General features: G+C 68.8%; 28 protein-coding genes. 22 read left to right on the top strand and 6 right to left on the bottom strand.

What is annotated here, in order from left to right:
• The 6 genes from N5D62_RS12590 to N5D62_RS12615 form a co-directional block, all read left to right on the top strand.
• On the top strand, window positions 1-799 hold a 799-nt coding region (locus N5D62_RS12590; protein ID WP_279758163.1), incomplete at its 5' end, for an HlyD family efflux transporter periplasmic adaptor subunit.
• The gene (locus N5D62_RS12595) at window positions 792-1,559 is read left to right on the top strand and encodes an MtnX-like HAD-IB family phosphatase (RefSeq protein WP_279758164.1); all 768 of its coding nucleotides are present in this window, start codon (window positions 792-794) and stop codon (window positions 1,557-1,559) included. The genes N5D62_RS12590 and N5D62_RS12595, both read left to right, overlap by 8 nt.
• Window positions 1,556-2,443 (top strand): alpha/beta fold hydrolase, encoded by an 888-nt coding sequence (locus N5D62_RS12600; RefSeq protein WP_279758165.1) that lies wholly within the window; start codon window positions 1,556-1,558, stop codon window positions 2,441-2,443. Before N5D62_RS12595 ends, N5D62_RS12600 begins: the two co-directional genes overlap by 4 nt.
• Window positions 2,440-2,808, top strand: a complete 369-nt coding sequence (locus N5D62_RS12605) for an EamA family transporter (protein WP_279758166.1) — start codon at window positions 2,440-2,442, stop codon at window positions 2,806-2,808. Before N5D62_RS12600 ends, N5D62_RS12605 begins: the two co-directional genes overlap by 4 nt.
• 1 nt (window position 2,809) lies before the next feature.
• Window positions 2,810-3,334 carry a DMT family transporter gene (locus N5D62_RS12610; RefSeq protein WP_279758167.1) on the top strand — a complete coding sequence of 175 codons (525 nt, stop codon included), beginning with the start codon at window positions 2,810-2,812 and terminating at the stop codon, window positions 3,332-3,334.
• On the top strand, window positions 3,331-4,845 hold the full coding sequence (locus N5D62_RS12615; RefSeq protein ID WP_279758168.1) for a DegT/DnrJ/EryC1/StrS family aminotransferase: 1,515 nt from the start codon (window positions 3,331-3,333) through the stop codon (window positions 4,843-4,845). The genes N5D62_RS12610 and N5D62_RS12615 overlap by 4 nt, the downstream gene beginning before the upstream one ends.
• Here N5D62_RS12615 and N5D62_RS12620 read toward each other — a convergent pair.
• Genes N5D62_RS12620 through N5D62_RS12630 form a run of 3 tightly spaced genes read right to left on the bottom strand, consistent with a single transcriptional unit; the run spans window position 4,805 to window position 8,129 of the window.
• Complete coding sequence (locus N5D62_RS12620; protein ID WP_279758169.1) at window positions 4,805-5,704, bottom strand: hypothetical protein; 900 nt, start codon at window positions 5,702-5,704, stop codon at window positions 4,805-4,807. The two genes, N5D62_RS12615 and N5D62_RS12620, sit on opposite strands and share 41 nt — an antisense overlap.
• Window positions 5,701-6,753, bottom strand: a complete 1,053-nt coding sequence (locus tag N5D62_RS12625) for a GNAT family N-acetyltransferase (RefSeq protein ID WP_279758170.1) — start codon at window positions 6,751-6,753, stop codon at window positions 5,701-5,703. Before N5D62_RS12625 ends, N5D62_RS12620 begins: the two co-directional genes overlap by 4 nt.
• A complete protein-coding gene (locus N5D62_RS12630; protein ID WP_279758171.1) occupies window positions 6,753-8,129 on the bottom strand; it encodes an aminotransferase class III-fold pyridoxal phosphate-dependent enzyme in 1,377 nt (458 codons plus the stop codon). The genes N5D62_RS12625 and N5D62_RS12630 overlap by 1 nt, the downstream gene beginning before the upstream one ends.
• Before the next feature lie 245 nt (window positions 8,130-8,374).
• Between N5D62_RS12630 and N5D62_RS12635 the strand changes: the two genes are divergently transcribed.
• The 5 genes from N5D62_RS12635 (at window position 8,375) to N5D62_RS12655 (ending at window position 11,915) form a co-directional block, all read left to right on the top strand.
• Window positions 8,375-9,793, top strand: coding sequence for an amino acid permease (locus tag N5D62_RS12635; protein WP_279758172.1), 1,419 nt, complete (start codon window positions 8,375-8,377; stop codon window positions 9,791-9,793).
• Window positions 9,794-10,005: 212 nt separating this feature from the next.
• Window positions 10,006-10,221 carry a cold-shock protein gene (locus tag N5D62_RS12640; protein ID WP_279758173.1) on the top strand — a complete coding sequence of 72 codons (216 nt, stop codon included), beginning with the start codon at window positions 10,006-10,008 and terminating at the stop codon, window positions 10,219-10,221.
• A gap of 99 nt (window positions 10,222-10,320) precedes the next feature.
• Window positions 10,321-10,494 (top strand): hypothetical protein, encoded by a 174-nt coding sequence (locus tag N5D62_RS12645; RefSeq protein WP_279758174.1) that lies wholly within the window; start codon window positions 10,321-10,323, stop codon window positions 10,492-10,494.
• A gap of 99 nt (window positions 10,495-10,593) precedes the next feature.
• Complete coding sequence (locus N5D62_RS12650; RefSeq protein WP_279758175.1) at window positions 10,594-10,986, top strand: VOC family protein; 393 nt, start codon at window positions 10,594-10,596, stop codon at window positions 10,984-10,986.
• Window positions 10,987-11,381: 395 nt separating this feature from the next.
• Window positions 11,382-11,915: a hypothetical protein gene (locus tag N5D62_RS12655; RefSeq protein WP_279758176.1), complete on the top strand. Its 534-nt coding sequence runs from the start codon at window positions 11,382-11,384 to the stop codon at window positions 11,913-11,915.
• A gap of 120 nt (window positions 11,916-12,035) precedes the next feature.
• Here N5D62_RS12655 and N5D62_RS12660 read toward each other — a convergent pair whose 3' ends face one another.
• A complete protein-coding gene (locus tag N5D62_RS12660; RefSeq protein WP_279758177.1) occupies window positions 12,036-12,614 on the bottom strand; it encodes a DUF4148 domain-containing protein in 579 nt (192 codons plus the stop codon).
• A gap of 49 nt (window positions 12,615-12,663) precedes the next feature.
• Here N5D62_RS12660 and N5D62_RS12665 point away from each other — a divergent pair, with 49 nt between their 5' ends.
• From N5D62_RS12665 to N5D62_RS12710, 10 genes are all read left to right on the top strand, one after another.
• The gene (locus tag N5D62_RS12665) at window positions 12,664-13,017 is read left to right on the top strand and encodes a DUF1428 domain-containing protein (RefSeq protein WP_279758178.1); all 354 of its coding nucleotides are present in this window, start codon (window positions 12,664-12,666) and stop codon (window positions 13,015-13,017) included.
• Window positions 13,018-13,112: 95 nt separating this feature from the next.
• Window positions 13,113-13,514: a VOC family protein gene (locus tag N5D62_RS12670; RefSeq protein ID WP_279758179.1), complete on the top strand. Its 402-nt coding sequence runs from the start codon at window positions 13,113-13,115 to the stop codon at window positions 13,512-13,514.
• A complete protein-coding gene (locus N5D62_RS12675) occupies window positions 13,511-14,389 on the top strand; it encodes a helix-turn-helix transcriptional regulator (protein ID WP_279758180.1) in 879 nt (292 codons plus the stop codon). Before N5D62_RS12670 ends, N5D62_RS12675 begins: the two co-directional genes overlap by 4 nt.
• A 64-nt stretch (window positions 14,390-14,453) precedes the next feature.
• Window positions 14,454-14,915: a cupin domain-containing protein gene (locus N5D62_RS12680; RefSeq protein WP_279758181.1), complete on the top strand. Its 462-nt coding sequence runs from the start codon at window positions 14,454-14,456 to the stop codon at window positions 14,913-14,915.
• Between the two features lie 55 nt (window positions 14,916-14,970).
• On the top strand, window positions 14,971-15,372 hold the full coding sequence (locus N5D62_RS12685) for an ankyrin repeat domain-containing protein (protein WP_279758182.1): 402 nt from the start codon (window positions 14,971-14,973) through the stop codon (window positions 15,370-15,372).
• 160 nt (window positions 15,373-15,532) lie between these two features.
• On the top strand, window positions 15,533-15,949 hold the full coding sequence (locus tag N5D62_RS12690) for a hypothetical protein (RefSeq protein ID WP_279758183.1): 417 nt from the start codon (window positions 15,533-15,535) through the stop codon (window positions 15,947-15,949).
• 4 nt (window positions 15,950-15,953) lie between these two features.
• Complete coding sequence (locus N5D62_RS12695; protein ID WP_279758184.1) at window positions 15,954-16,370, top strand: DUF6869 domain-containing protein; 417 nt, start codon at window positions 15,954-15,956, stop codon at window positions 16,368-16,370.
• A gap of 80 nt (window positions 16,371-16,450) precedes the next feature.
• The gene (locus N5D62_RS12700; protein WP_279758185.1) at window positions 16,451-18,262 is read left to right on the top strand and encodes a GMC family oxidoreductase; all 1,812 of its coding nucleotides are present in this window, start codon (window positions 16,451-16,453) and stop codon (window positions 18,260-18,262) included.
• Between the two features lie 2 nt (window positions 18,263-18,264).
• Window positions 18,265-18,900: a gluconate 2-dehydrogenase subunit 3 family protein gene (locus N5D62_RS12705; protein WP_279758186.1), complete on the top strand. Its 636-nt coding sequence runs from the start codon at window positions 18,265-18,267 to the stop codon at window positions 18,898-18,900.
• Window positions 18,900-19,562 (top strand): DUF1080 domain-containing protein, encoded by a 663-nt coding sequence (locus N5D62_RS12710; RefSeq protein ID WP_279758187.1) that lies wholly within the window; start codon window positions 18,900-18,902, stop codon window positions 19,560-19,562. The genes N5D62_RS12705 and N5D62_RS12710 overlap by 1 nt, the downstream gene beginning before the upstream one ends.
• A gap of 278 nt (window positions 19,563-19,840) precedes the next feature.
• On the opposite strand, the gene N5D62_RS12715 is transcribed toward N5D62_RS12710, so the two are convergent.
• Complete coding sequence (locus N5D62_RS12715; RefSeq protein ID WP_279758188.1) at window positions 19,841-20,194, bottom strand: RNA-binding protein; 354 nt, start codon at window positions 20,192-20,194, stop codon at window positions 19,841-19,843.
• A gap of 334 nt (window positions 20,195-20,528) precedes the next feature.
• Here N5D62_RS12715 and N5D62_RS12720 point away from each other — a divergent pair, with 334 nt between their 5' ends.
• A complete protein-coding gene (locus N5D62_RS12720; protein ID WP_279758189.1) occupies window positions 20,529-21,143 on the top strand; it encodes a hemolysin III family protein in 615 nt (204 codons plus the stop codon).
• Window positions 21,144-21,275: 132 nt separating this feature from the next.
• Here N5D62_RS12720 and N5D62_RS12725 read toward each other — a convergent pair whose 3' ends face one another.
• Window positions 21,276-23,042 (bottom strand): glycoside hydrolase family 16 protein, encoded by a 1,767-nt coding sequence (locus tag N5D62_RS12725; protein WP_279758190.1) that lies wholly within the window; start codon window positions 23,040-23,042, stop codon window positions 21,276-21,278.
• Window positions 23,043-23,160 lie beyond the last annotated feature (118 nt).

The raw sequence follows: 23,160 nt of genomic DNA on the forward strand, positions 1-23,160 counted from the left end.
CGGCGCCGCCGCCGGCACGGTGGCGATGGCCCGCGGCCGCGTCGACGTCGAGGGCGGGCTGCTGCGGCTGTCGCCGGCGACGTCCGGCGTCGCGCAGCAGGTGCTGGTCGCCGAAGGCCAGCGGATCAAGCGCGGCCAGACGCTGCTGACGCTGGACGGCCGGCTGGCCGACGCCGACGTGCAGGCCGCCGAGGCCGAGCAGCGCGCGGCGCAGGTGCGGCTGCAGGTGCTGCGCGAGCGGCTGCCCGCGCTGCGCGGCGCCGCCGAGCGGCTGCGCAAGGCCGCGCAGGCCGGCGCGACCCAGGGCGTGCTGGCCGACGAGGCGCAGCAGAAGGTCGAGCAGGCCCAGTCGGAGGCGGCGATCGCCGAGGCCGACCTCGGCACCGCCAAGGCCCGGCTGGCGCAGGCCACCGCGCGGCGCGACCAGCTGGTGCTGCGCGCGCCCGAGGACGGCGTCGTGCTGCAGGTGGCGGCGCACGCCGGCGCGCACGTGCCGTCGGAAACGGCGGCGCTGGTGGTGATGCCGGCCCGCAAGCTGATCGTGCGGGCCGAGGTCAACGAGAGTTTCCTGTCGTCGATCCGCCCCGGCATGCGCGCCGTGGTGCAGGGCGACGGCGAATCGGCGTCCACGCCGTTCCCCAAGGCGCGCGTGCTGCGGCTGAGCCCGCTGTTCGGCGCCAGCAAGCTGCAGGACGACCAGCAGCGCGGCCCCGCGCGCACCGTCGAGTGCGTCATCGAATTCGAATCCGAACCCCAGGCCCGCGTGGGCCAGATCGTCCGAGTGAGCTTCCATGAGTAGTCCCGTGCACCAGCCGACCACGCCCCCGACCTCGACCCAGGCCTCGATCCTGGCGTCCGACGACGCGACCCGTCCCGCCCCGCGGCTGGACTGGACGATCCAGTGCGACTTCGACGGCACGATCAACCTGCGCGACGTCACCGACGCGCTGCTGCAGCGCTTCGGCCAGCCGGGCTGGGAAGCGCTCGAGGCCGAATGGGAGGCGGGCCGCATCGGCTCGCGCGAATGCATGCCGGGCCAGGTCGCGCTGATGGACATGAGCCGCGAGGAGTTCGACGCGGAGATCGGCGCGATGCGCATCGATCCCGGCTTCCCGGCCTTCGTCGCAGAGGCCGAGCGCCTGGGCATCCCGGTGCAGGTGATCAGCGACGGGCTGGACGTGGCGATCCGCGCGATCCTGACGCGCCACGGCCTGGGCCACCTGCCGGTCATCGCCAACCACCTGGAGCAGGCCGCGCCGCGGCAGTGGCGGCTGCAGACGCCGTGGACCGATCCGGCCTGCGCCAAACGCAGCGCCAACTGCAAGTGCAACCGGCTGGCCGCGCAGCGCGAGACCAGCCGCCGCGTGCTGTTCGTCGGCGACGGCAGCTCGGACTTCTGCGTGTCGGGCAAGGCGGACTTCGTGCTCGCCAAGGCCCGGCTGATCGGCCATTGCGTCGACAACGACATCCCGCACGCCGCCTTCACCGACTTCGTCGAGGCGACCGCGCTGCTCACCGCCACCGTGGAGCGATTCCAGGCGGAGGAACTGGCCCAATGACCCCGAACGAATTCCTGATGCGGGGCGAAGGCCCCAACGCGCGCACCGGCGTGCTGCTGATCCACGGCCTGTCGGGCACGCCCGCGGAGATGCGGGTGCTGGCGCGCGGCCTCAACAACGCCGGCTTCACCGTGTTCTCGGTCCAGCTGGCGGGGCACTGCGGCACGATGGAGGACCTGCTGAACTCGACCTGGGCGCAGTGGCTGGAGAGCGCCCGCGAGGGCCTGGACTGGCTGGGCGCGCAGGTGGACCGGGTCTTCGTCGGCGGCCTGTCGATGGGCTCGGTGCTGTCGCTGGCGCTGGCCGAGGAACGGCCGGCGCAGGTCGCTGGCGTGCTGGCGCTGTCGACCACCTTCCGCCATGACGGCTGGAGCATGCCGGTGTACTCGCGGCTGTCCTTCCTGATCCCGTTCCTGCGCTCGCTGGGCCTGTGCCGCGACCGCCAGTTCATGGAGCTGCCGCCCTACGGCATCAAGGACGAGGGCCTGCGCAACCGCGTGGTCGGCCAGATGCACGGCGGCGACAGCGCGGCGGCCGGCCTGCCCGGCAACCCGTGGTGGTCGGTGGCGGAGCTGCAGGCGCTGTCGTCCCACGTGCGGCGCCGGCTGGACCGCGTGCGCTCGCCCTGCCTGGTGATCCACGCGCGCCACGACGACATCGCCAGCCTGTCCAACGCGCTCGACATCCAGCGCCGCGTGCGCCTCGCGCCGGTGGAGCTGCTGCTGCTGGACGACTGCTATCACATGATCACGATCGACCGCGAGCGCCGCACGGTGATCGCGCGTTGCATCGAGTTCATGACCCGCATCGCGCCGCCGGCGGCGGCGGACGCGCGGCACGAGGACCTGCCGGCGCTGGCCGAGGTGGCGGGGAGCCCCGCATGACACCGCTGGTGATGGTGCTCTGGATCCTCAACGTCGTGCTCGACAGCGTGGGCCAGATCGCCTTCAAGGCGGCGGCCGCGGATCCGCGCGCGCATGCGCTGGACGGCGTCGCGCGCTGGCGCGCGATGGGCGCGCGGCCCTACCTGTGGATCGGCATCGGCAGCTATGTCGCCGAGTTCCTGGTCTGGATCGCCTTCCTGTCGATGGTGCCGCTGTCGGACGGCGTGCTGCTGGGCTCGATCAACATCGTCGCGGTGATGGTGCTGGGGCGCGTCCTGTTCAAGGAGAAGCTCACGCCGCTGCGCGTCACCGGCGTGGCGCTGGTGTCGATCGGCGTGGCGGTCGTCGGCCTGGGAGGGCGGTGAGATGCGGCGCTTCTACCTGCTCGGGTTCCTGCTGCTGCTGAGCTTCGACACGGTCGCGCAGCTGTGCCTGAAGTTCGTCGGCGACCAGGCGCTGCCGCTGGAGATGTCGACCGCCTGGGTCGCGCGGGTGCTCGGCGAGCCGTGGATCCTGGGCGCGCTGGCGGGCTACATCGGCGCGTTCTTCACCTGGATGACGCTGCTCAAGCACGCGCCGATCGGGCCGGCGTTCGCCGCGTCGCACCTGGAGATCGTGACGGTGATGGGCGCCTCGGCGCTGATCTTCGGCGAGCGCCTGCATGGCGCGCAGCTGGTCGGCGCGGCGCTGATCCTGCTGGGCATCGTGGTGCTGGCGATGAGCGAGTCCGAGGACGCCGCGCATGCCGGGCAACTCCTGCGGGAGGAACCCGACGCGGACGTCGAGGCGGGTTCGGCGTCGGCATCCACGTCGACAGCGACAGCGACGTCCGCATCGGCAGCCGCGTCGCCCTCGGCATCCGCGTCGGATCCCGCGGGGTCGCGCGCGTGAGCGCGCGGGCACCCGGCCGGCCTGCATCGTTCTCCGGGACGGTGCCGCCGACGGCCGGGTTGCCCCTGCTGGCCAGCGACTGGTGGCCGGGCGGCGGCGATTTCGAAGCCGCGCTCGCGCGGTTCATCGGTGTCGACGCGGTGCGGCTGTCGTGCTCCGGCACGGCCGCGTTCGTCGCGACGCTCGAGGCGCTGAAGCGCCGCTCGCCGGACCGCGATCGCGTGATCGTGCCGGCCTACACCTGCCCGCTGATGGCGCTCGCGATCGCGCATTGCGGCCTGGCGCTCGCGGTGTGCGACGTGCTGCCGGGCACGCTGGACCTGGATCCCGCGCACCTCGCGCGGCTGTGCGACGCCGACACGCTCGCCGTCGTGCCGACGCACCTGGCCGGCCGCGTGACCGACGTGGCGACCGCCTGCCGGATCGCCCGCGCCGCCGGCGCCTGGGTCATCGAGGACGCCGCGCAGGCGCTCGGCGCCCGTGTGGGCGCCGACATCGATGAAGGCGCAAGCGCACGCACAGGCGAGGGCGCCTCCGCTGAGGCCCTGCGCGAGGACCGCCGCTCCCAGGCCGTCGGCCTGCAGGGCGATGTCGGCTTCTTCAGCCTGGCGGTCGGCAAGGGGCTGTCGATCTTCGAAGGCGGCGTGCTGGTGGCGCGCGATCCGGCGCTGCGCGCCGAGATCGGCGCCCGGCTCGACGCGCAAGGCGGCCTCGGCTGGCGCGACCTGGCGTGGGACGCGCGCCGCACCGTCGAGCTGCTGGGCTACTGGGCGCTGTACCGGCCGCGCGCGCTGGGCTGGGCCTATCGCCGGCCGCTGCGTGGCGCGCTCGCGCGCCGCGACTGGATCGCCGCCGCGGGCGACGACTTCGATCCGCCGATCCCGCTGCATCCGGTTGGCGCCTGGCGGCGCAGCGTCGGCGCGCGCGCGCTCGAACGCCTGCCCGGGTTCCTTCAAACCACCGAGGACCAGGCACGGCGCCGAATGAGCCAGCTGGCCGCGATCCCCGGCCTGACGCTGATCCGTGACAGCGCCGACGCCGTTGGCGCGCGAGGCACCTGGCCGGTGCTGCTGGCGCTGATGCCGACGGCGCGCGCCCGCGACGCGCTGTTGAACGCGCATTGGGGCGACGGCAGCGGCCTGGGCGTGCCCTTCGTGCACGCGCTGCCGGACTACGCCCGCTACGCGAAGGTGGTGCCGTCGATGGCGGCCAAGGAGATCCCGCACGCACGCGACCTGGCCGCGCGGGTGATCTCGATCAGCAACAGCCTCTGGCTGGACGATGCCCGCTTCGAGCAGGTGCTGGCCACCATCGTGGCGGCCATCTCGGCGGACGCTCAAAGCGGCGGGCCGGCGACTCCCACGACCCCGGCGACCCTAGCAACCCAGGCAACCCCAGCAACCCAGGCGGCCCCAGCTACCCAGGCGGCCCCAGCAGTCCCGGCGGCCGGCGCGATGCCGGCCGGGCCGGTCACGGCCGGCGGGACAGCGCCGTCAGGATCCGCTGGTTGACCTCGCCCTGGCGCTGCTGCCAGGCCGCGAGCTCGGCGCCCGGCACCGGCGGCGCCTGACCGTCCGCCGCGCTCAGCCAGCGCTTCCAGCGGGTGCGGTAGTGCCAGCTGGAGACCTCCCCGCAGACATCGCTGCCGACCACGGTGCCCGCCAGCGCGGCGCAGATCGCGTCGAGGTGATGCAGCCGCATGTCGCCCTGGTCCCAGTTGGTCTGCAGCACCGCCTCGGCGAAGACGTCCTTGTCGATGCTCAGGTAGGTCGGCGCCCGGCTGTCCATCAGCGCGCGGCACAGCGCGTGGACCAGCGCGTCGAGGTCGTCGAAGGACCGGAACGCCGATCCCGCGCCCAGCCACCGCCCCCAGCGCGTGTCCACGCCGGCGCTCCAGTAGGTGAGCTTGCCCGCGCGCAGCGGCGCGAGGTAGTTCTCCCACGCGTGGCCCGGGCCGATGTCGCCCGAGGTGATGCCCGCGACATGCACATGCGCCACCTCCGGCATCAGCGCGACGCGCCGCACCCAGGAGCCGCAGTGCACGCCCCACGGGAAGCGCATGTTGTCGGGATGGTTGTCGAGCACCACCAGCCGCAGCGGCTCGGCCGAGGTCGCGCGCATCGCCGCGATGCAGCGCTGCACCAGCGGCCAGCTCAGGTGGTGGAAGTCGCCGCTGCCGAAGAACACGGTGCCGTGGTCCGCGAAGCGCGGCATGCGGCGGTCCAGGTCCTCGCGCAGCGCGCGCATGTCGCGGACGCGGCAGCCGAAGCGGTAGGTCTCGTGCGCCTCGTCGGAGAAGGGCAGGCGATGCTCCGCCGGCAGCGGCGGCACGGCGGCGTCGAAGTCCAGGACGACGGGAGGCGCGTTCATGAGGTCTTGATCCGGTCGCTCTCGAAGTGGCGGGAGAAGCGCCGCGCGACCGCCCGCAGCAGCGGGTTGCGCACGAAGACCGCATGCCGCGTGAAGGTGAAGCGCGCGCCCAGGCTGGCCTTCACTTCCGGGTCGGTCCAGCCGGCGACGTAATGCGTGAGCCGGCGTTCGATCGCGTATTCCAGGTTCACCACCCAGCTGACGACGTAGAGGTTGAGGTCGCGCGCGGCAGGGTAGGACAGGCCGATGTACTTGTCGACCAGCCGGCCGCCCTGCTCGTAGCAGAGGTTCCATCCGACCAGCGCGTCGTCGTAGGCGCGGCGGTACTCGAAGACGACGCCGCCGCTCGCGCGGTCGCGCAGCACGCCCTCGAAGAAGGGCCGGGTCAGCTTGTCGAAGTGGATCTCGCTTTGCGCGTAGACGCCCTCGTAGAGCGCGAAGTAGGCGTCGACGATGGCCGGATGGTCGAAGTGCGCGCCGGTCGGGATGCGGCGGATGGTGAGTTCCGCGCGGCTGCGCAGCTTGCGCCGGATGTTCTTGCGGCGGCTCGAGGAGAGGCGGGCCAGGTAGGTGTCGATGTCGTGGAAGTCGACCGCGACATAGGCCAGCGCCTGCCCCTCGACCAGGACGTAGCCGCGCCGCTCGCAGGCCTGGGCCAGCGCGCGCGCGTGGCGGTTGTCCTCGTCGAGCAGCAGCGGCGAGTCCTGCGGCAGGTCCTTCAGGATGGCCAGCGTGAAGCGGCGGCGCACGGCGGTGTCGGCCACCGCCGCGGCCAGGCCGTCGACATCGGCGTCCGCGGGCAGCGGCGCGTACTCGCTGACGGTGGTTCCGACGAACAGCGTGCGCACCGTCAACGCGCGCGACCACCACCGGAACAGCGGCAGCCGGCGCGCGGTGGCGCGCAGCGCGTCGTCGGCGGTGGTCAGCAGGTCGAACGGTGCCTCGAACGCCGGCGCGGCCAGCGTGTCCACGATGCGGAAGCCCTCCGGCGGGGCCGCGGCGAAGCGATCGAGCAGCGCCTGCGGCTCCAGCTGGTTGCGCCAGCGCATCAGGCCTTCTTGGCGCGCGTCAGCAGCTGGTCGAGCAGCACCATCGCCTCGTCGATCTCGGCGCGGGTGATCATCAGCGAGGGCGCGAAGGTGATCACGTTCTTGTAGTAGCCGCCGACGTCCAGCACCAGGCCGCGACGCTGGCCCTGGTACTCGAGCGAGCCTTCCAGGCCGATGTCGACCATCTTGTCCAGCAGCGCGCGGTTGGGCGTGAAGCCGTCGGTGGTGCAGATCTCGGCGCGCAGCGCCAGGCCCATGCCGTCGACGTCGCCGATCTCGGGATGGCGCTTCTGCAGCTCGCGCAGGCCTTCCAGGAAGTAGGCGCCGCGTTCGCGCACCTGGGCGCCGAAGTCGATCTCGTGGGTCATCTTCATGACCTCCAGGCCGAGCGCCGTGCCCAGCGGGTTGGAGGCGAAGGTCGAGTGCGTCGAGCCGGGCGGGAAGATGGTCGGGTTGATCAGTTCCTCGCGGGCCCACAGGCCCGACAGCGCGTTCAGGCCGTTGGTCAGCGCCTTGGCGAAGACCAGCACGTCGGGCTTGACGCCGAAGTTCTCGACCGACCACAGCGTGCCGGTGCGCCAGAAGCCCATCTGGATCTCGTCCACGACCAGCAGGATGCCGTGCTGGTCCAGCACCTGCTTGAGGCCCTTGAAGAAGTTGGCCGGCGGGACGACGTAGCCGCCGGTGCCCTGGATCGGCTCGACGTAGAAGGCGGCGTACTCGCACTGGCCGGTCTTGGGGTCCCAGATGGCGTGGTACTCGTTCTCGAACTTGCGGGCGAAGTCCTTGACGATCGCGTCCGAGTACTCCTCGGCCGTCATGCCCTTGGGGCGGCGGAAGGGGTAGGGGAAGGGGATGAACTGCGCGCGGTCGCCGAAGTGGCCGAAGCGGCGGCGGTAGCGGTAGCTGGAGGTGATGGACGAGGCGCCCAGCGTGCGGCCGTGGTAGCCGCCCTCGAAGGCGAACATCAGGCTCTTGCCGTTGCTGGCGTTGCGCACGACCTTGAGCGAGTCCTCGATCGCCTGCGCGCCGCCGACGTTGAAGTGCACGCGGCCGGCGTTGCCCCACTTGCGCTGCGCGTCCTCGGCGATGAACTTGGCCAGTTCGATCTTGGTCGGGTGCAGGTACTGGCTGGCGACCTGGGGCAGCGTCTGGAGCTGCCGGATCATCGTTTCTTCCAGGCGCGGGTTCTTGTAGCCGAAGTTCACGGCGGAGTACCACATCTGGAGGTCCAGGTAGGGCGTGCCATGGTCGTCGAACATGTAGCTGCCGTTGCAGTCGGTGAAGACCTTGGGCGGATTCACGTAATGGACGGTGTCCCCGTGGGAGCAGTACTTCGCTTCGTCGGCCAGCAGTTGTTCGAGGTCGAGGCTCATGAAAAGTTTCTGGTTTATTGCTGAGGCGGGCGGAGTCTGAAATTCCTCTATGGAGATGCAGTCGCGAATTTGTGGAGGAAATGTGGAGGCGTGCCCCTGCGACCGAGGGGCGCCCCGGCCTGAACGCGGCCTGCACGGGGAGGGGCCGCCGGGTTGACGAAGGCGATCTGGTCCAATGCGACCCGTGTCAATTCGATGACGGTCCCGGCCCCCGCGCCTCCGACCCGCAGTACCTGGAGAAAGCCTTGAGCCTGTTCCGAACCAAGAATCTCGACGACCTGCTGGCGCAGGCGCGCGCGCCGGGCCACGGCCTGAAGAAGGTGCTGGGTCCGCTGGACCTGGTGCTGATCGGCATCGGCGCGATCGTCGGGACGGGGATCTTCGTGCTGACCGGCACCGGCGCGCTGACGGCCGGGCCGGCGCTGACGGTGTCCTTCGTGATCGCGGCGCTGGCCTGCGCGTTCGCGGCGCTGTGCTACGCGGAGTTCGCCAGCTCGGTCCCGGTGGCGGGGTCGGTCTATACCTACAGCTACGCGACGCTGGGCGAGCTGGTGGCCTGGATCATCGGCTGGGACCTGATGCTGGAGTACGGGCTGGCGGTGTCGGCGGTGGCGGTGGGCTGGTCGGGCTACTTCCAGTCGCTGCTGTCGGGGCTGGGGGTGTCGCTGCCGGTGGCGCTGACGGCGGCGCCGGGCGCGGTGCCGGGGGCGCAGACCTGGTTCAACCTGCCGGCCTTCGCGATCGTGCTGGCGCTGACGGGGATGCTGTCGCTGGGAATGCGGGAGTCGAGCCGGCTCAACAACGTGATGGTGGCGGTGAAGATCGGCGTGGTGCTGCTGTTCATCGTCGTGGGCGCGCGGCACGTGCGTCCGGAAAACTGGCAGCCGTTCGCGCCGTTCGGCGTCAACGGGGTGCTGAGCGCGGCGGCGCTGGTGTTCTTCGCCTTCATCGGCTTCGACGCGGTGTCGTCGGCGGCGGAGGAGGTCAAGCGGCCGGAGCGGGACCTGCCGATCGGGATCATCGGGTCGTTGGCGGTGTGCGCGGCGCTCTACGTGGTGGTGTCGCTGATCATGACGGGCATCGTGCCGTACCGGGAATTCCTGGGGGTGGACCATCCGGTGTCGCTGGCGCTGCAGCGGGCGGACGAGACCTGGTTCGCGGGTTTCGTCGACCTGGGCGCGATCGTGGGGATGACGACGGTGATCCTGGTGATGGCGTATGGTCAGACGCGGATCATCTTCGCGATGTCGCGGGACGGGCTGCTGCCGCGGCGGTTGTCGGCGCTGCACCCGAGGCACGGGACGCCGTTCCTGGCGACCTGGCTGGTGGGCGGGGTGTTCGGGCTGATCGCGGCGCTGGTGCCGCTGAGCGTGCTGGCGGAGCTGATCAACATCGGCACGCTGGCGGCGTTCTGCCTGATCGCGGTGGCGGTGCTGGTGCTGCGCAAGACGCGGCCGGACCTGCCGCGGGCCTTCCGGTGCCCGGGGGTGCCGGTGGTGCCGTTGCTGGCGATCGCGTTGTGCGTGACCCTGATGACCTTCCTGCAGCCGACGACCTGGATCGCGTTCGGCGTGTGGGTGGCGCTGGGGCTGGTGGTGTACTTCGGGTATGCGCGGCGGCGGTCGTTGCTGGGGGGCGGCGGGCGCGGGGCGTCCGGGCGATGAACGGGGACTGTTAGAGTGCGCGGCATAGATTCGCGCAAGACCTTTCGTCCGAGGTCTTTTCCTGCAGCCCCGCTGGTCTTCTCCAGACCCTTGCCGCGAGCGGCCTGCATCAGCATCGTTCCCCCGCTGACTGCTCTTGAGTGTTTCTGTCCCGGTACGCGCTGGCGTGCCGGGTGATCTTCCCCATTTACCGATTTTTCAAAGGAACAGCCATGACAACCAAGAAGACTGGCACCGTGAAGTGGTTCAGCAACGACAAGGGCTTCGGCTTCATCACGCCGGCCGATGGCACGAACGACCTGTTCGCGCACCACAGCGAGATCCGCAACGACGGCGGCTACCGCACGCTGCCGGAAGGCGCGCAAGTGGAATTCGAGACGAAGGAAGGCCCGAAGGGCCAACAGGCTGCGAACATCCGCGTGATCTGAGCGTCCTTCGCGGCCGGCGCGAGGGGGACGGCGGGAGCCGATCCTGCAGTCCGAACCCGCCGGCCGCGCGTGTCTGACCCCGTCGCCAAGGAGAGCTAGATGGCCATGAAGCCCAACTACCAGTTCGAGAAACGTCAGCGGGAGCTGGCCAAGCAGAAGAAGAAGGAAGAGAAGGCGCAGCGCAAGTCGACCCCGTCGCCGTCGCCTGAGCCTTCTGGCGGCGACCAGCCGCAGCAGGACCACGACGCGCCGAAGGAATCCGGCGACGCGTGAGGCCCGGGTGCCGGGCGCCGGCGAGGCCGGCGGCTCGAGACACCGTCGATGCAGAGGCCGCGGCCGGCCCGCCGGACCAGGGCGGCGCAAGGAGTGGCGATGATTCATCACCTTGACCACCTCGTGCTGACGACGTCGCATGAGGCAGCGTGCATCCGTTTCTACGTGGACGTGCTGGGGATGCAGTTGGAAAGCTTCGTCGGAGGCACGCCGCCGGTGGAGCGCCGGGCGTTCAAGTTTGGCGAACAGAAGATCAATTTGCATGTCAAGGGCCGCGAGTTCGAGCCCAAGGCGCATACGCCGGTTCCCGGAGCGCTGGACCTGTGCTTCATCGCGGCGATCCCGCTGGATGAGGTGATCCGGAAGTTGGCCGCGGCGCAGGTCGACATCATCGAAGGCCCGGTGTTCCGCACCGGGGCGACCGGGAAGATCCGCTCGGTGTATGTCCGGGATCCGGATCTGAATCTGATCGAGATTTCGGAGCTGGCCTGACCCGTGGCGCCCCACCATGCGCGACGCCGTGAGGCTCATTGAGTCGTTGGCGCTGCCAGCGCTTCCAGGCGAGCGACCCGCTGTCTGATATGAAGCGCCTCTTTTGGATCGGCGGCCTGGGAATTTGCGCGGTCTTGCTCGCGGGAGGTTGGGCAAGGTTTGCCATGCCGAGTGGTTCTGGCGAGGTCAGGCTCTCCAATTCCACGCGAACGCCATCGCCCCATTCACCGAATAGCTCCCCAACCTCGCCATCCGAGGCATTCGCAGGTGGCACGAAACAGGAAAGTGCTCCGGCGCTTGAGACCCGCCGACCCAATGACTGGATTGCGGCGCTTGCTTCCAGCTCCCGCCCAGCGGATTGGCTCGAAGCGCATCAGGCTGTGCAGCGGTGCGTGATGCAGGAAACGTTGCGGAGAGAAAACCCTTCCGTGCCAGAGGAGCCGGTGATCCATTTGTCAGAGGGCAAGTCAGTGGATTGCAAATTGCTGACCGCGGAACAGCGCCGGGACCATCTGACGTGGCTCGCGAAAGCGGTTGCGAGCGAGGTGCCGGGTGCTGCAGTTCAACAGTGGATTGCCGGTCCAAATGGTCATCCGGAGGACCTCATGGCGCGGCGGGACGATCCGTTGGTTCGGGCGTGGATGCGGGACGCAGAAGCGGCTCTGATCGGCGCGGCCAAAAAGGGTGACGTCGAGGCCATCGCAGGCCTTTCTACGATCTATGGAAACGGCGCCATCGCAGAAGCTGATGCGGAGAAGAGCGCGATGTTCGATGTCGTGCTTCTCAAGATCAAGGAATCGGAAGGAGTCGGAACGCAGAACTTTGGCCGAGTCGTCGATGCGCACCGTCGTCGGCTCGGTACCGAGAAGATGCGGGCCATCGAACGGGAAGCCGATGCCTATTACCTGCAATGCTGCAAGGCGAAGTAGATTCGCCGCTTCTTCAAGAAGCCCAGGCGGTTCGCAGATTCCTGAATAACCCCAAGCGGACGCGCGAAAAGCAAAAACGCCCGGCAAGCCGGGCGTTTCGCATGAGGGTGATCGAATCGATCAGCGGGCGGCGACGCCTTCGGTGACGGCACCCTTGCTTTCCTTCGCCGCGAATTTCTGAACCAGCGCCGCGTACTTCGGCGAGGCCTTCAGCTCGGCGTAGCGGGCTTCGGCCTTGGCGCGCTGGCCGGCATTCAACGAGAAGTCCTCGGTGCGGTCCACTGCGGCCAGGCCGGATTCGCGATAGATCTCCAGGTCGGCCAGCACTTCAGCGCGGGACTTCTGGCTCGCGGTGATCGGGTCGAGGTGGCTGTAGCTCTGCGCGAAGGCCGAAGAGCCCACGGCGGAAACTGCGATCAGGGCGGCGGCGATCAGGGTCTTGGTGGCGGTCATGATGGTTCCTTTGAGAGAGCGGGTGAGGTCGGTATCCGGTGTCGAGAGCGGTTTTGTTCGCCCATGCCGGAACAATAGATGTCGAGCCATTCCGCATAAATGCAGCCGCCGCGAATGCGCTGTTGCTCGCGGAACAACAATCCCGGCCTGAATGGGCGCTTGCCCGCCTGCCTGCCAGCGAATGGCACCCTCCTCGCGAACAATCCCCTCGGTTTTCTCCCAGCTGTCGATTTCGCCCGTCGTCATTCGTCGTCCAAGGGGCGGCCCAGAGCCGCGCCGACAACCGGAGAACCGCATGAACTACGTGGATGGATTCGTGATCGCTGTGCCGACCGCCAAGCGCGAGGCCTATCTCCAACTGGCCAAGGACGCCTCGGCCGTGTTCAAGGACCACGGCGCGCTCAGCGTCGTCGAGTGCTGGGGCGACGACGTGCCCGAAGGCAAGGTGACCTCGTTCACGATGGCCGTGCAGCGCAAGCCCGACGAGACGGTGGTCTTCTCGTGGATCGTCTGGCCGTCGCGCCAGGCGCGCGACGAAGGCATGAAGAAGTCGATGGAAGACCCCCGCATGAACCACGATCCGAAGAACATGCCCTTCGACGGGCAGCGGATGATCTTCGGCGGCTTCGAGGTCATCGTCGACGCCTGATGGCGTGAGCGGATCGGCACCGAACTTGAGCGAGCGCGGCGCGCCGCCGTGGACGGCGCTTCCTACACTGGAGGCGTCATCCACGAGGAGCGTTCATGTTCAATCACATCGTCATCGGCACCAACGACATCGACCGCGCGCAGCGCTTCTATGACCAGGTGCTGGGCGTGCTGGGCGCCGGCGGCGCGATGCCGCATCAGTCCAAGACCGGTCACCGGCGCCTGTTCTATCGCCATGACGGCGGCACGCTGGGCATCGCGCAGCCGATCAACGACGAACCCGCGACCTGCGCCAACGGCGGCACGATCGCGTTCCGGTGCGTGTCGCCGGAGCAGGTCCAGGCCTTCCACGACACGGCGGTCGCGCAGGGTGGCGTCTCGATCGAGGAGCCGCCCGGCCTGCGCATCGATTCGCTCGGCCAGTTCTACCTGGCCTATGTCCGGGACCCGGATGGCAACAAGCTGTGCGCCGTCCATCGCGTGAAGACGCCGGCGTGAGCGCCGTGCGCGGCGGTGCGACCCTGCCCGCGGGTGCCGAGCTCGCGCGGACCCTGCATGTGCGGGCCGGGTTGGGCGTGGCCGCCCATGTCATGCAGGGCGAGGGCCTGGAGATCGTGCGGATCCGCGTCGATCGGCCCGCGGTGATCGTCGTGGACCGCGGCATCAAGACGGTCAAGCCCGCGCGCGGCGGCGCCGTCCGGGCCTTGCCCGGCCAGGTGCTGCTGCTGGCCGGCGGACAGACGGTCGACTTCTACAACCGCATCACCGATGGCGAGCGCTACGAGGCGCGTTGGCTGATGTTTGGTGGCACGGTGCTGGACGATCCCTACTACCTCGCCGCCGCGGAGCGCCTGTCCGCCGCCGATGCGGCGTTGCCGCCCGCCAGTGTGCTGAAACGCGTGTCGAGCGGCCTGGCCGAGGCTTTCGAGCGCGCGCGACATGCGTTGGCGCCGGATCCGTCGCGGCCGGAGGCGGTGGTGCGGCAACAGCTGCTGGAAGTGGCGCACTGGTTGCTCGCGGAAGGCCTGGTGCTGCGCGTGCCGCCCGATGACGCGCGGGTGTCCGGGCGCATACGGGCAATGCTGTCCACGCAGCTGGACGGCGACTGGAGCTCGGACGCCATCGCGAGCTCGCTGGCGATGTCGGAGGCGACGTTGCGGCGCCGTTTGGCGGCTGAAGGCGTCACGCTGCGCGAGCTGATCGCCGATGTGCGCATGGCCTCCGCGCTGGTGCTGCTGCAGGCGACGACACGGCCGGTCTCCGAGATCGCGTCGGCGGTGGGGTACGACTCGCCATCACGGTTCGCGGTGCGCTTCCGCGATCGCTTCGGCTTCGCGCCGACGGCGGTGCGGGGGCACGCGAGAGGGATGTGAGCGGGCGGGCGCGCCGGCCGGCGGCCGCAGAGAATGGCCTTCGTTCGAACGAGGAGTCACTTCAATGCCAAAGCTCGACACCACCCTCTGGACCGACCATCCCGGCGCGGCCAATCGCCTCTCCGGACAGAACGATGGGCCGTACGCCGAACTGGTCCTCGGCGATCAGGCGCGGCTGACGCAATTCGGCGTGAGGCTCGAACGGCTGCCACCGGGCTCCCGGTCGTCGCATAGGCACTGGCACGAAACGGAGGATGAATTCGTGTACGTGCTCGCCGGTGAACTGGTGCTCGTCGAAGACGAGACGTCCGTCCTGCGGGCCGGGGAAGCCGCCGGCTGGGCAGCAGGGGCGCCTGTGGGGCATTGCCTGGAGAATCGCTCCGCCTCGGAGGCCGTGTACCTCGTGGTCGGGAGTCGGGCGTCGAAGGGCGTCGTCCACTATCCGGATCACGACGTCGTCATGCATCACGACGGCACGGAGCGCCGATTCACGCGGGGCGATGGGTCGCCGATCGAGCGCGAATAGAAGCCCGGCAATCTTCGGTCGCCTGCGTGGCGAAACCGGACCTATGCTCGCGGGCATGTCCGAAACAGATCCCGCCTGGTACGAGCTTCGCGATGCCCTTTACGCGAAGGAATATGAGCGTTCCGAGACCCTCGTGGCAGCTCGGCCCGAGCTCATCCATCTCATGAACGGCATCGGAGAGACGGTGCTTCATTACCTCGCCGTGGAAGACGACGGCGCCGCGGTTGCCTGGTTGCATTCGCGTGGAGCGGACGTCAACACCATGAACTCGTTCGGCGAGGCGGTTGTTTTCGAGGTCGCGGCCCTCGGCTACAAGGATCTCTTCAACTGGCTCGTCGCTGCGGGCGCTGATCCGCTCGTCGTCGGATCCGACGGACAAGACCTCGTCGAGTACTTGCTTGAGTGCGACAACGAGGAAATGGCCAACTGGGTTCGTTCTCGGATTCCCGGCCTCTGAATCGTCTTCGACCAACCGGCCGCCTCGTCAGACACGCCGCGGTCCGTCCGATCTCCATGCCTTCGGTTCACATCGACCTCCGGAGCGCCATCGCAGCGAGGTGGATACTCGGGCGCCCTTGGCTCAACAGGCGCATTCGCCATCCCAAACTCGCCATCACATGAAAATCGCCGTCCTCGCATCCGCCGCCTCTTTCGAAGCAGAGATCGCCGTTGACTCGGGGCGACGGGCCTCGTTCGAGAACTCCGCGGAGGGCGTCCGGCTCTTCGAGCGATGGGCGCTCGATGGATATCGCCGAGGCGATGACATCACGGTCGTGCTTTGGGACGCGGAGGTCGCCCTGTTCGCCACGCCTCTCGTCGAGCAGCTCCTCCAAGGGCGTCTCACGTTCCGGAGCTGGCTCCCTTGGCGCTCGGCGAATGGCGTGGTCTCCGTCGACCACGTCGGCCACTCGACGGCAACGGAGTACTCGCGACGGTTCGGGTATGAGGCGCTCTGCCTCGACGCCGTCGTCAGGCGGGCGAAGGGTGAATTCCCGTCCCGCCGCGATCTCGAGCCAGAGGCGCCACGAGGTTGACGCCATGACGACGATGCCCACCCCTTTGCCCATTCCCCAACTGCTGGATGAATGGCTCAAATGGGCCGAGTGGATCAGCACGCCGGAGCCCCGCGCGGATGGCTCCGCGCTCACGGGATGGGACGAGTTCGAATGGATCACGCGCGACCGCCCTGAGCACGCATGGGCCGCCATCCTGGCTGCCGTTCGCGATCCTCGTTGCACGCCCTACCTCAATACATTGGCCGCAGGCCCCATGGAGGATCTCCTCTCGTATCACGGCGCGCTCTTCATCGACCGGGTCGAAGCGCAAGCCCGCTCGGATCCTCGATTCGCCTCATTCCTGGGCGGCGTGTGGCGCTTCGAGATGACGGACGACGTCTGGGCGCGGGTGCAGGCGGTTTGGGACCGCCGCGGCTGGGACGGCATCCCATCCGAATGAGCGCGCCCTCGCCGCCGCGCATGAACGTCTGAAAGCGCTCCCTCCAATGGCACACTCCGCCGACTCTTCCTGGAGGGCGCATGGGTTTTGTGACGACGCGCACCATGGCGCGCGACTACGACGTCATCGTCGTCGGCTCGGGTGCCGGCGGGGGCCAGACGGCCTACACGCTGGCGCTGGAAGGCGTGAAGGTGCTGATGCTGGAAGCCGGCCGCTACTACGACTTCCGCACCGAGACCCCGATGTTCCAGGCCTCGCACGACGCGCCGCTGCGCGGTGCCAGCACGCCGGACAAGCCCTTCGGTTTCTATGACGCCACCGTCGACGGCGGCTGGCAGGTGCCGGGCGAGCCCTACACCCAGGCCTCCGACAACGAGGAACAGCGCTTCGACTGGTGGCGCGCCCGCATGCTCGGCGGCCGCACCAACCACTGGGGCCGCATCGCGCTGCGCAACGGCCCTTACGACTTCAAGCCGCATCGCCGCGATGGCCTGGGCTTCGACTGGCCCATCGGCTACGACGACCTCGCGCCGTACTACGACAAGGTCGAGATGCTCGTGGGCATCTACGGCAGCAACGAGGGCCTGGAGAACACACCCGATTCGCCCGACGGCTGCCTGCTGCCCGCACCGGCCGCGCGCGTCGGGGAACGCCTCATCGCCCAGCGCGCCGGCCAGCTGGGCATTCCCGTCGTGCCGATCCACCGCGCTGTCCTGACCGCCAAGCTCGACGACACCCGCATCCCCGCCTTGCTGCATCCCGGCAACACGCGCGCGCAGGCGCTGGTCGCGCAATCCATGCGCGATCGCGCCGCCTGCTTCTGGGCCACGCCCTGCCTGCGCGGCTGCTCCATCGGCGCGACCTATCAGAGCCCCGCCGTGCACCTGCCGCCGGCGCTCGCCAGCGGCCACCTCGACGTGCTGTGCGACGCCATGGTCTACGAGGTGACGACCAAGGACGGCAAGGCCAGCGGCGTGCGCTTCGTCGACCGCAAGAGCGGCAAGCACCTCGAGGCCAAGGGCCGCGCCGTGGTGCTCTCCGCCAGCGCCTGCGAGTCGGTGCGCATCCTGCTGAACAGCAAGTCAGGCGCGTATCCCCAAGGCCTGGCCAACAGCAGCGGCAAGGTCGGCAAGTACGTGATGGACACCGTTGGCAGCGACCTGTCCGGCCAGGTGCCGCTGCTGGAGAACCTGCCGCCGCACAACGAGGACGGCGCCGGCGGCTCCCACATGTATGCCCCGTGGTGGCTGTACGGCAAGCAGGGCGCGAAATGGGCCGAGGGCCTCGGATTCCCTCGCGGTTATCACATCGAGCTGGGCACCGGCCGTCGCATGCCCGGCGCGAGCACCGGCGCGAATCTCGAGTGGCTGACGAAGGGCAGCTACGGCGCGAAGTTCAAGCAGGACGTGCGGCGCACCTTCGGCTCCTTCGTCTACTTCGCCGGCCGCGGCGAGATGATCCCCAACGAGGCGTCCTTCTGCGAGATCGACCCGACGACGAAGGACCGTTTCGGCATCCCCGTGCTGCGTTTCCACTGGCGATGGGCCGAGCACGAGACCCGCCAGGCCGCGCACATGCAGAAGACCTTCGCGGAGATCGTCGGCGCGATGGGCGGCCGGGTGCTCGACGGCGGGCCGGAGCTGGATGGCCGCAAGGCGATCGCCCCGGGCGGCTCGATCATTCACGAGGTCGGCGGCGCCATCATGGGCGCGGACGCCAGGACCTCCGTCACCAACCGCTGGGGCCAGACCTGGGACGTGCCCAACCTGTTCCTCTCCGACGGGGCGCCCTTCGCCTCCAATGCGGACAAGAACCCCACGCTGACCATCATGGCGCTGGCCTGGCGCCAGGCCGATCACATCGTCGACCGCTTCCGCCGGAAGGAGCTCTGAGCATGGACCGCAGAACGACCCTGCAATGGATGCTGGCCGCGAGCGCGGCCTCGAGCCTCGACGTGTCGGCCGGCGCCACGCCCGCGAAGCGCAAGGCCGGCAAGGGCGGCAAGCCCACCGGCTACGGCACGGACCCGTTGCTGACGAAGTCCTACCAGAGCGGCGACCTGTGGCCACTGACCTTCGACGCCGCGCAGAACCGCACCGCGCAGGTGCTGTGCGGCCTGATCATCCCGGCCGACGACCGGTCGCCCAGCGCGGCGCAGCTGCAGGTGCATCGCTTCATCGACGAATGGATCAGCGCGCCGTATCCCAAGCAGGCCAAGGACAAGCCCCTCATCGTGGACGGCCTGGCCTGGCTGGAGGCCGAGAGCGCGAGGCGCTTCGGCGGCCTGCGCTTCGACCAGCTCGACGTGGCCCAGCAGTCGCGCATCGCCGACGACATCTGCTGGACCGAGAGCGCCCGCCCCGAGTTCGCCGCCGCCGCGCATTTCTTCAAGCGTTTCCGCGACCTGACCGCCGGCGGTTTCTACACGACGCCCGACGGCATGAAGGACGTGGGCTACGTCGGCAACATTCCCTCCGTCACCTTCGACGGCCCGCCCCTCAAGGTCCTGCAGATCGTTGGAGTCGCCTGATGCGCCTTGCCCCCGTCGCGGCCGCCGCCGCCCTCATCCTGTCCGCCACCGCCCACGCCGCCGACATGCCCAACACGCTCACCGCCGAAGAATCCGCCGCCGGCTGGCAACTGCTGTTCGACGGCAAGAGCCTGGAGCACTGGCGCGCCAGCGACCAGCCCGGATCGTTCAGCGTGAAGGACGGCGCGATCGTCGTCCGCGGTCCGCGCTCGCACCTGTTCTACATGGGGCCGGTGCAGCAGCACGACTTCAGGAACTTCGAGCTGAAGGTCGACGTGATGACCTTCCCGAAGGCCAATTCGGGGGTGTACTTCCACACGAAGTGGCAGGAGGTGGGGTGGCCCGAACTCGGCTACGAGGTGCAGGTGAACAACTCCCACAGCGATCCCAGCCGCACGGGCGGGTTGTGGGGGGTGCAGGACTACCTGAAGGTCGTGTCGCCGGACCAGCAGTGGTTCACGCTGACCGTGCGCGTGGAGGGCAAGCACGTCACCACCTTCGTCAACAGCGAGAAGACGGCCGACTACACCGAGGAATCGCCGATCGTCCGCAAGAAGGGCCTGGAGAAGCGCTACCTGGCCAGCGGCACCTTCGCGCTGCAGGGCCACGACCCGGAGAGCGAGGCGCACTTCAGGAACATCAAGGTGAGGGTGCTGCCGTGAGAAGTGATCCAGCCTGACGATGACCACGCTGGTTCTTCTCCCCGGCATGGATGGCACCGGGACGTTGTTCCAACCGCTCATCGACGCGTTGTCGGGGAGCATGGCCATCAAGGTAGTGGCTTACCCCCTGGCCGGGCCAAACGGATATGACGTCCTTCAAGGCTTTGCCGAGGAGGTGCTCCGGCTTCCTCATCGCTGCCTGCTCACCAGCCATTCCGCCAAGTGCCCGCGACGCAATGCCGACTCGAGAGAGCCGGCCCTTGCCGGGCCGATGCGCCTCAATAGCGGCCGCCGCCAAATCCGCCTGACCCGTATCCCACGTCGGAACGCTTGGTCGCGCGGAACTCCCCCTGCTGTGGGCGCGCGTCCGCACGCTTCTCCGCGTCGCGAGGGCGCGCCAGGCTGACCACGATCGAGCGTCCTTGCACCGACACGCCGTGCAAGCCCGCGATGGCCGCTTCGGCCCCTTCGGCCGACTTCATTTCCACGAACCCGAAGCCCTTCGAGGTGCCGGTGTCGCGGTCCATCATCACCTTGGCCGAGGCGACGTCGCCGAACTCCGAGAAGTTGCTGCGGAGGGTGTCGTCCGTCACCGAGTAGGGCAGGTTGCCCACGTAGATCTTGCTGCTCATGCAAAGAGCCTTTCTTCATGCTTGATTGGCGTGCCGCTGGGATCGATGTCCCCGTCGTGTTGGTGACGTGCGGGAGGCCGGGCGGCGAGGCGCCGGGCGGCATCACGGGACGCAAACGTCCCGGGCATCGGTGCGATGCAGGGTGGTGCATCGAATGCGTTCAGCCGAACCCCGTGGGGTCGAATGACGCGAGGCATTGAAACACGGATCCGATCGTCGCGAGATTTATCTTTTTCGGGTCGAAGCAGCAAAGACCCGTGGCCAGCCAAGCGGTGATCTGGGCGTCATACGCGCTGGATAGGCTGTCCGTGACGAACGGCTCCTTGGAGGTGCGATGTACCGCGGCGAGCGCCTGAATGCTGCGACCCACCTGGCCGGCCTGCTCGCGGCGTTGCCGGCGACGGCCTGGTTGGTGGTTCAAGCGCTGGACACCGGCAGCCTGCGTCGCGTCGCGGCGGTGGGTGTCTTCGGCGCGGCGCTCGTCGCCGTCTTCGCGGCATCGACCTTGTGCCACAGCACCCGGGGGCGCGCGCAGCAATTCTGGGCACGCGCCGACCACTGCGCGATCTTCCTGCTGATCGCCGGCACCGCGACGCCGTTCGCGCTGCTGTCGGGGCGTGGCTCGGCGGACTGGGCGCTGCTTGCCGGCGTGTGGGCCGTGGCGCTCACCGGATCGGTGCTCTCGCTGTTTGGCCGACGGGAGCGGCCCATGCTCGGGGTGTACCTCGCGAGCGGATGGATGGCGACCCTCGCCTGCGTTCCGGCGCTGGCGCAGGCCTCGCGCGGCTCGCTGGGGCTGTTCCTGGCGGGCGCGGGTCTCTACACCGCAGGCACCTACTTCTTCGTCAATCCCGGCCGGAGGCAGCACGCGCACGGCATCTGGCACCTCTTCGTCGTCGCCGGAAGCGGCGCGCACTTTGGCGCTGTCATGGCTTGCGTGCTGCCTTAGCGTCGATGGACGCAGGTCGATGAGCCTCCGGACGCCGCGCGTTCATGGGGATGTTCAGCGCCATCCAAACGCAAGAACGCCCGGCAAGCCGGGCGTTCCACTTGATGCGGTCGCGACGCGACGAGCGCCGCCTTACTTCAGCGTGTAGCTCTGCTGCGCCGAGTCATACGCCCCGTTGCGCACCGGATCCCAGTACGTGAAGCTGTAGCGCACGACGTCGCCCTTCTTCAGTCCGGTGACCGTGTACGCGTTCCCGCTGCCTTCCTTGAGCATCCGCACGTTCAGCTGGCCACCGCCGTTGACCGTGTAATGCACGTCCGCCCAGGTCCCCGTCGGCTCCGTGAACTTCACCGTCGTGGCCGTCGGCTGCGTGATGCCTGCAGGCGTCGGCTGGGTCGGCGGCTCCGTCGTCGTCGTGCCCGAGTCCCACACCACGTCGTCGATCGCGAACTGGAACGCCGAGGCCGGCATCCGGTTGTTGTCGCTCGAGATCATGAAGATGTCCGCGATCGACTGCAGCGCCACCTTCGGCCCGATCAGCGTCGACACCGGGATCGTCGCCGTCGCCCACTCGCCGTTGCGCACCAGCCCGAACGCCGTCGTGTTGGCCGGGAAGTTCACCCACGACTGATTCGTGTAGGTGTCCCCGATGCCGATGTTGAACGACACGTCCGCCGGGATCTTGATCCGGAACTTCACGTTGCCGTTGCGGAAGTTGGTCAGGTCCCGGATCTGCCGCGACTGGATGCCGCCGCCGAACCACTGCCCCGGCGTGTTGTAGCTCCACGCGATCACGTTCGTGCCCTCGTACGGCTGGATGTTGCCGGCCCCGGACGACGCGGCATTCCACAGGAAGATGTCGGACGTGCTGCCCGCCACCAGCTTGTTGTTCACCACTGTGTTGTCGGTGAACACGCCGAACTTTCCGACCTCCGGCACCACCTGGCTGCCCAGCTTCACCTCGCCCTTGCCGTCGAGCTCATACACGCGGACATAGTCCACGTACATCGTCGCCGGCAGCGGCGCGCTGACCTGCGACGGATTCGCCGCGTCGGTGAAGTTGCCGCCCACCGCCAGGTTCAGCAGCAGGTAGAACGGCGCCTGCAGCGCCGGCGAGTTCACCGGCAGCGGCGCGTCGTACATGTCGTGCTCGCCGTCGTTGTCCACGACCGTGAAGCGCATCTGCGTGTCGGTCCAGTAGAAGCGGTACTTGACGAAGCGATTCGCCAGCGACACCTGCGGCTTGTACCAATTCTTGGTCTGCCACGCCGTCGAGGCCGCGCACGACTCGTTGCCCGGCACGCAGGCCGCCTGCGCCCAGGTGATCACGTTGGAGCCGATGAAGTAGTCCGCCGACGGCGCCCCCGCGGCCGCCCAGGCCGACGCGCGGTGGCCCTGCTCCATGATGTCGATCTCGCCCTTGCGCGGCCAGGTCTGCGGGCTGGTGCCCAGCATCCACGCCGCCGGCCACAGGCCCGTCGTCACCTGCGGCGAGGCCATGCGGATCTCGATCATCCCGTACTGCACCTGCACCTTGCCGTAGGAATCGACCTTGCCCGAGGTGAACTGGTTGCTGCCGATCGTCTCCCGCAACGCGCGGATCGCCAGCGCCCGCGTGCCGGGCTCGAAGGGCACGTCGGCGATCGACAGGTTGTTGGGCCGGTAGTACTCGAGCTCCGCGTTGCCGTAGCCGCAGAGGTTGATCTGGCAGCCGTTGCCGTCGAAGGTCGTCCACACGTTCGTGTTCAACGACGCCCCGTTGAACTCCTCCGACCACAGCAGGCGGCCGATGGTCGGGTTGGTGACGCTGGCCGTGGCCTGCGCGCCCGCGGTGACCAGCAAGCCCAACGCGGCGGCGCGCAGCAATCCCTGCGCGTCAAGGCGGTTCTGAAGTCCCATTCATGTCTCCAAGAAATGTTGTCGATGTGTGCGGGAGGGCACCGATCGGCGCGATCCGGCCAGCGTTCTGCGACGCTCGTCCAGGTCCGCGACTTCTCCAGCCGTGGCAATCCTAGGC

The sequence above is a fragment of the Mitsuaria sp. GD03876 genome (assembly GCF_029840635.1).
Lineage (GTDB): Bacteria > Pseudomonadota > Gammaproteobacteria > Burkholderiales > Burkholderiaceae_C > Roseateles.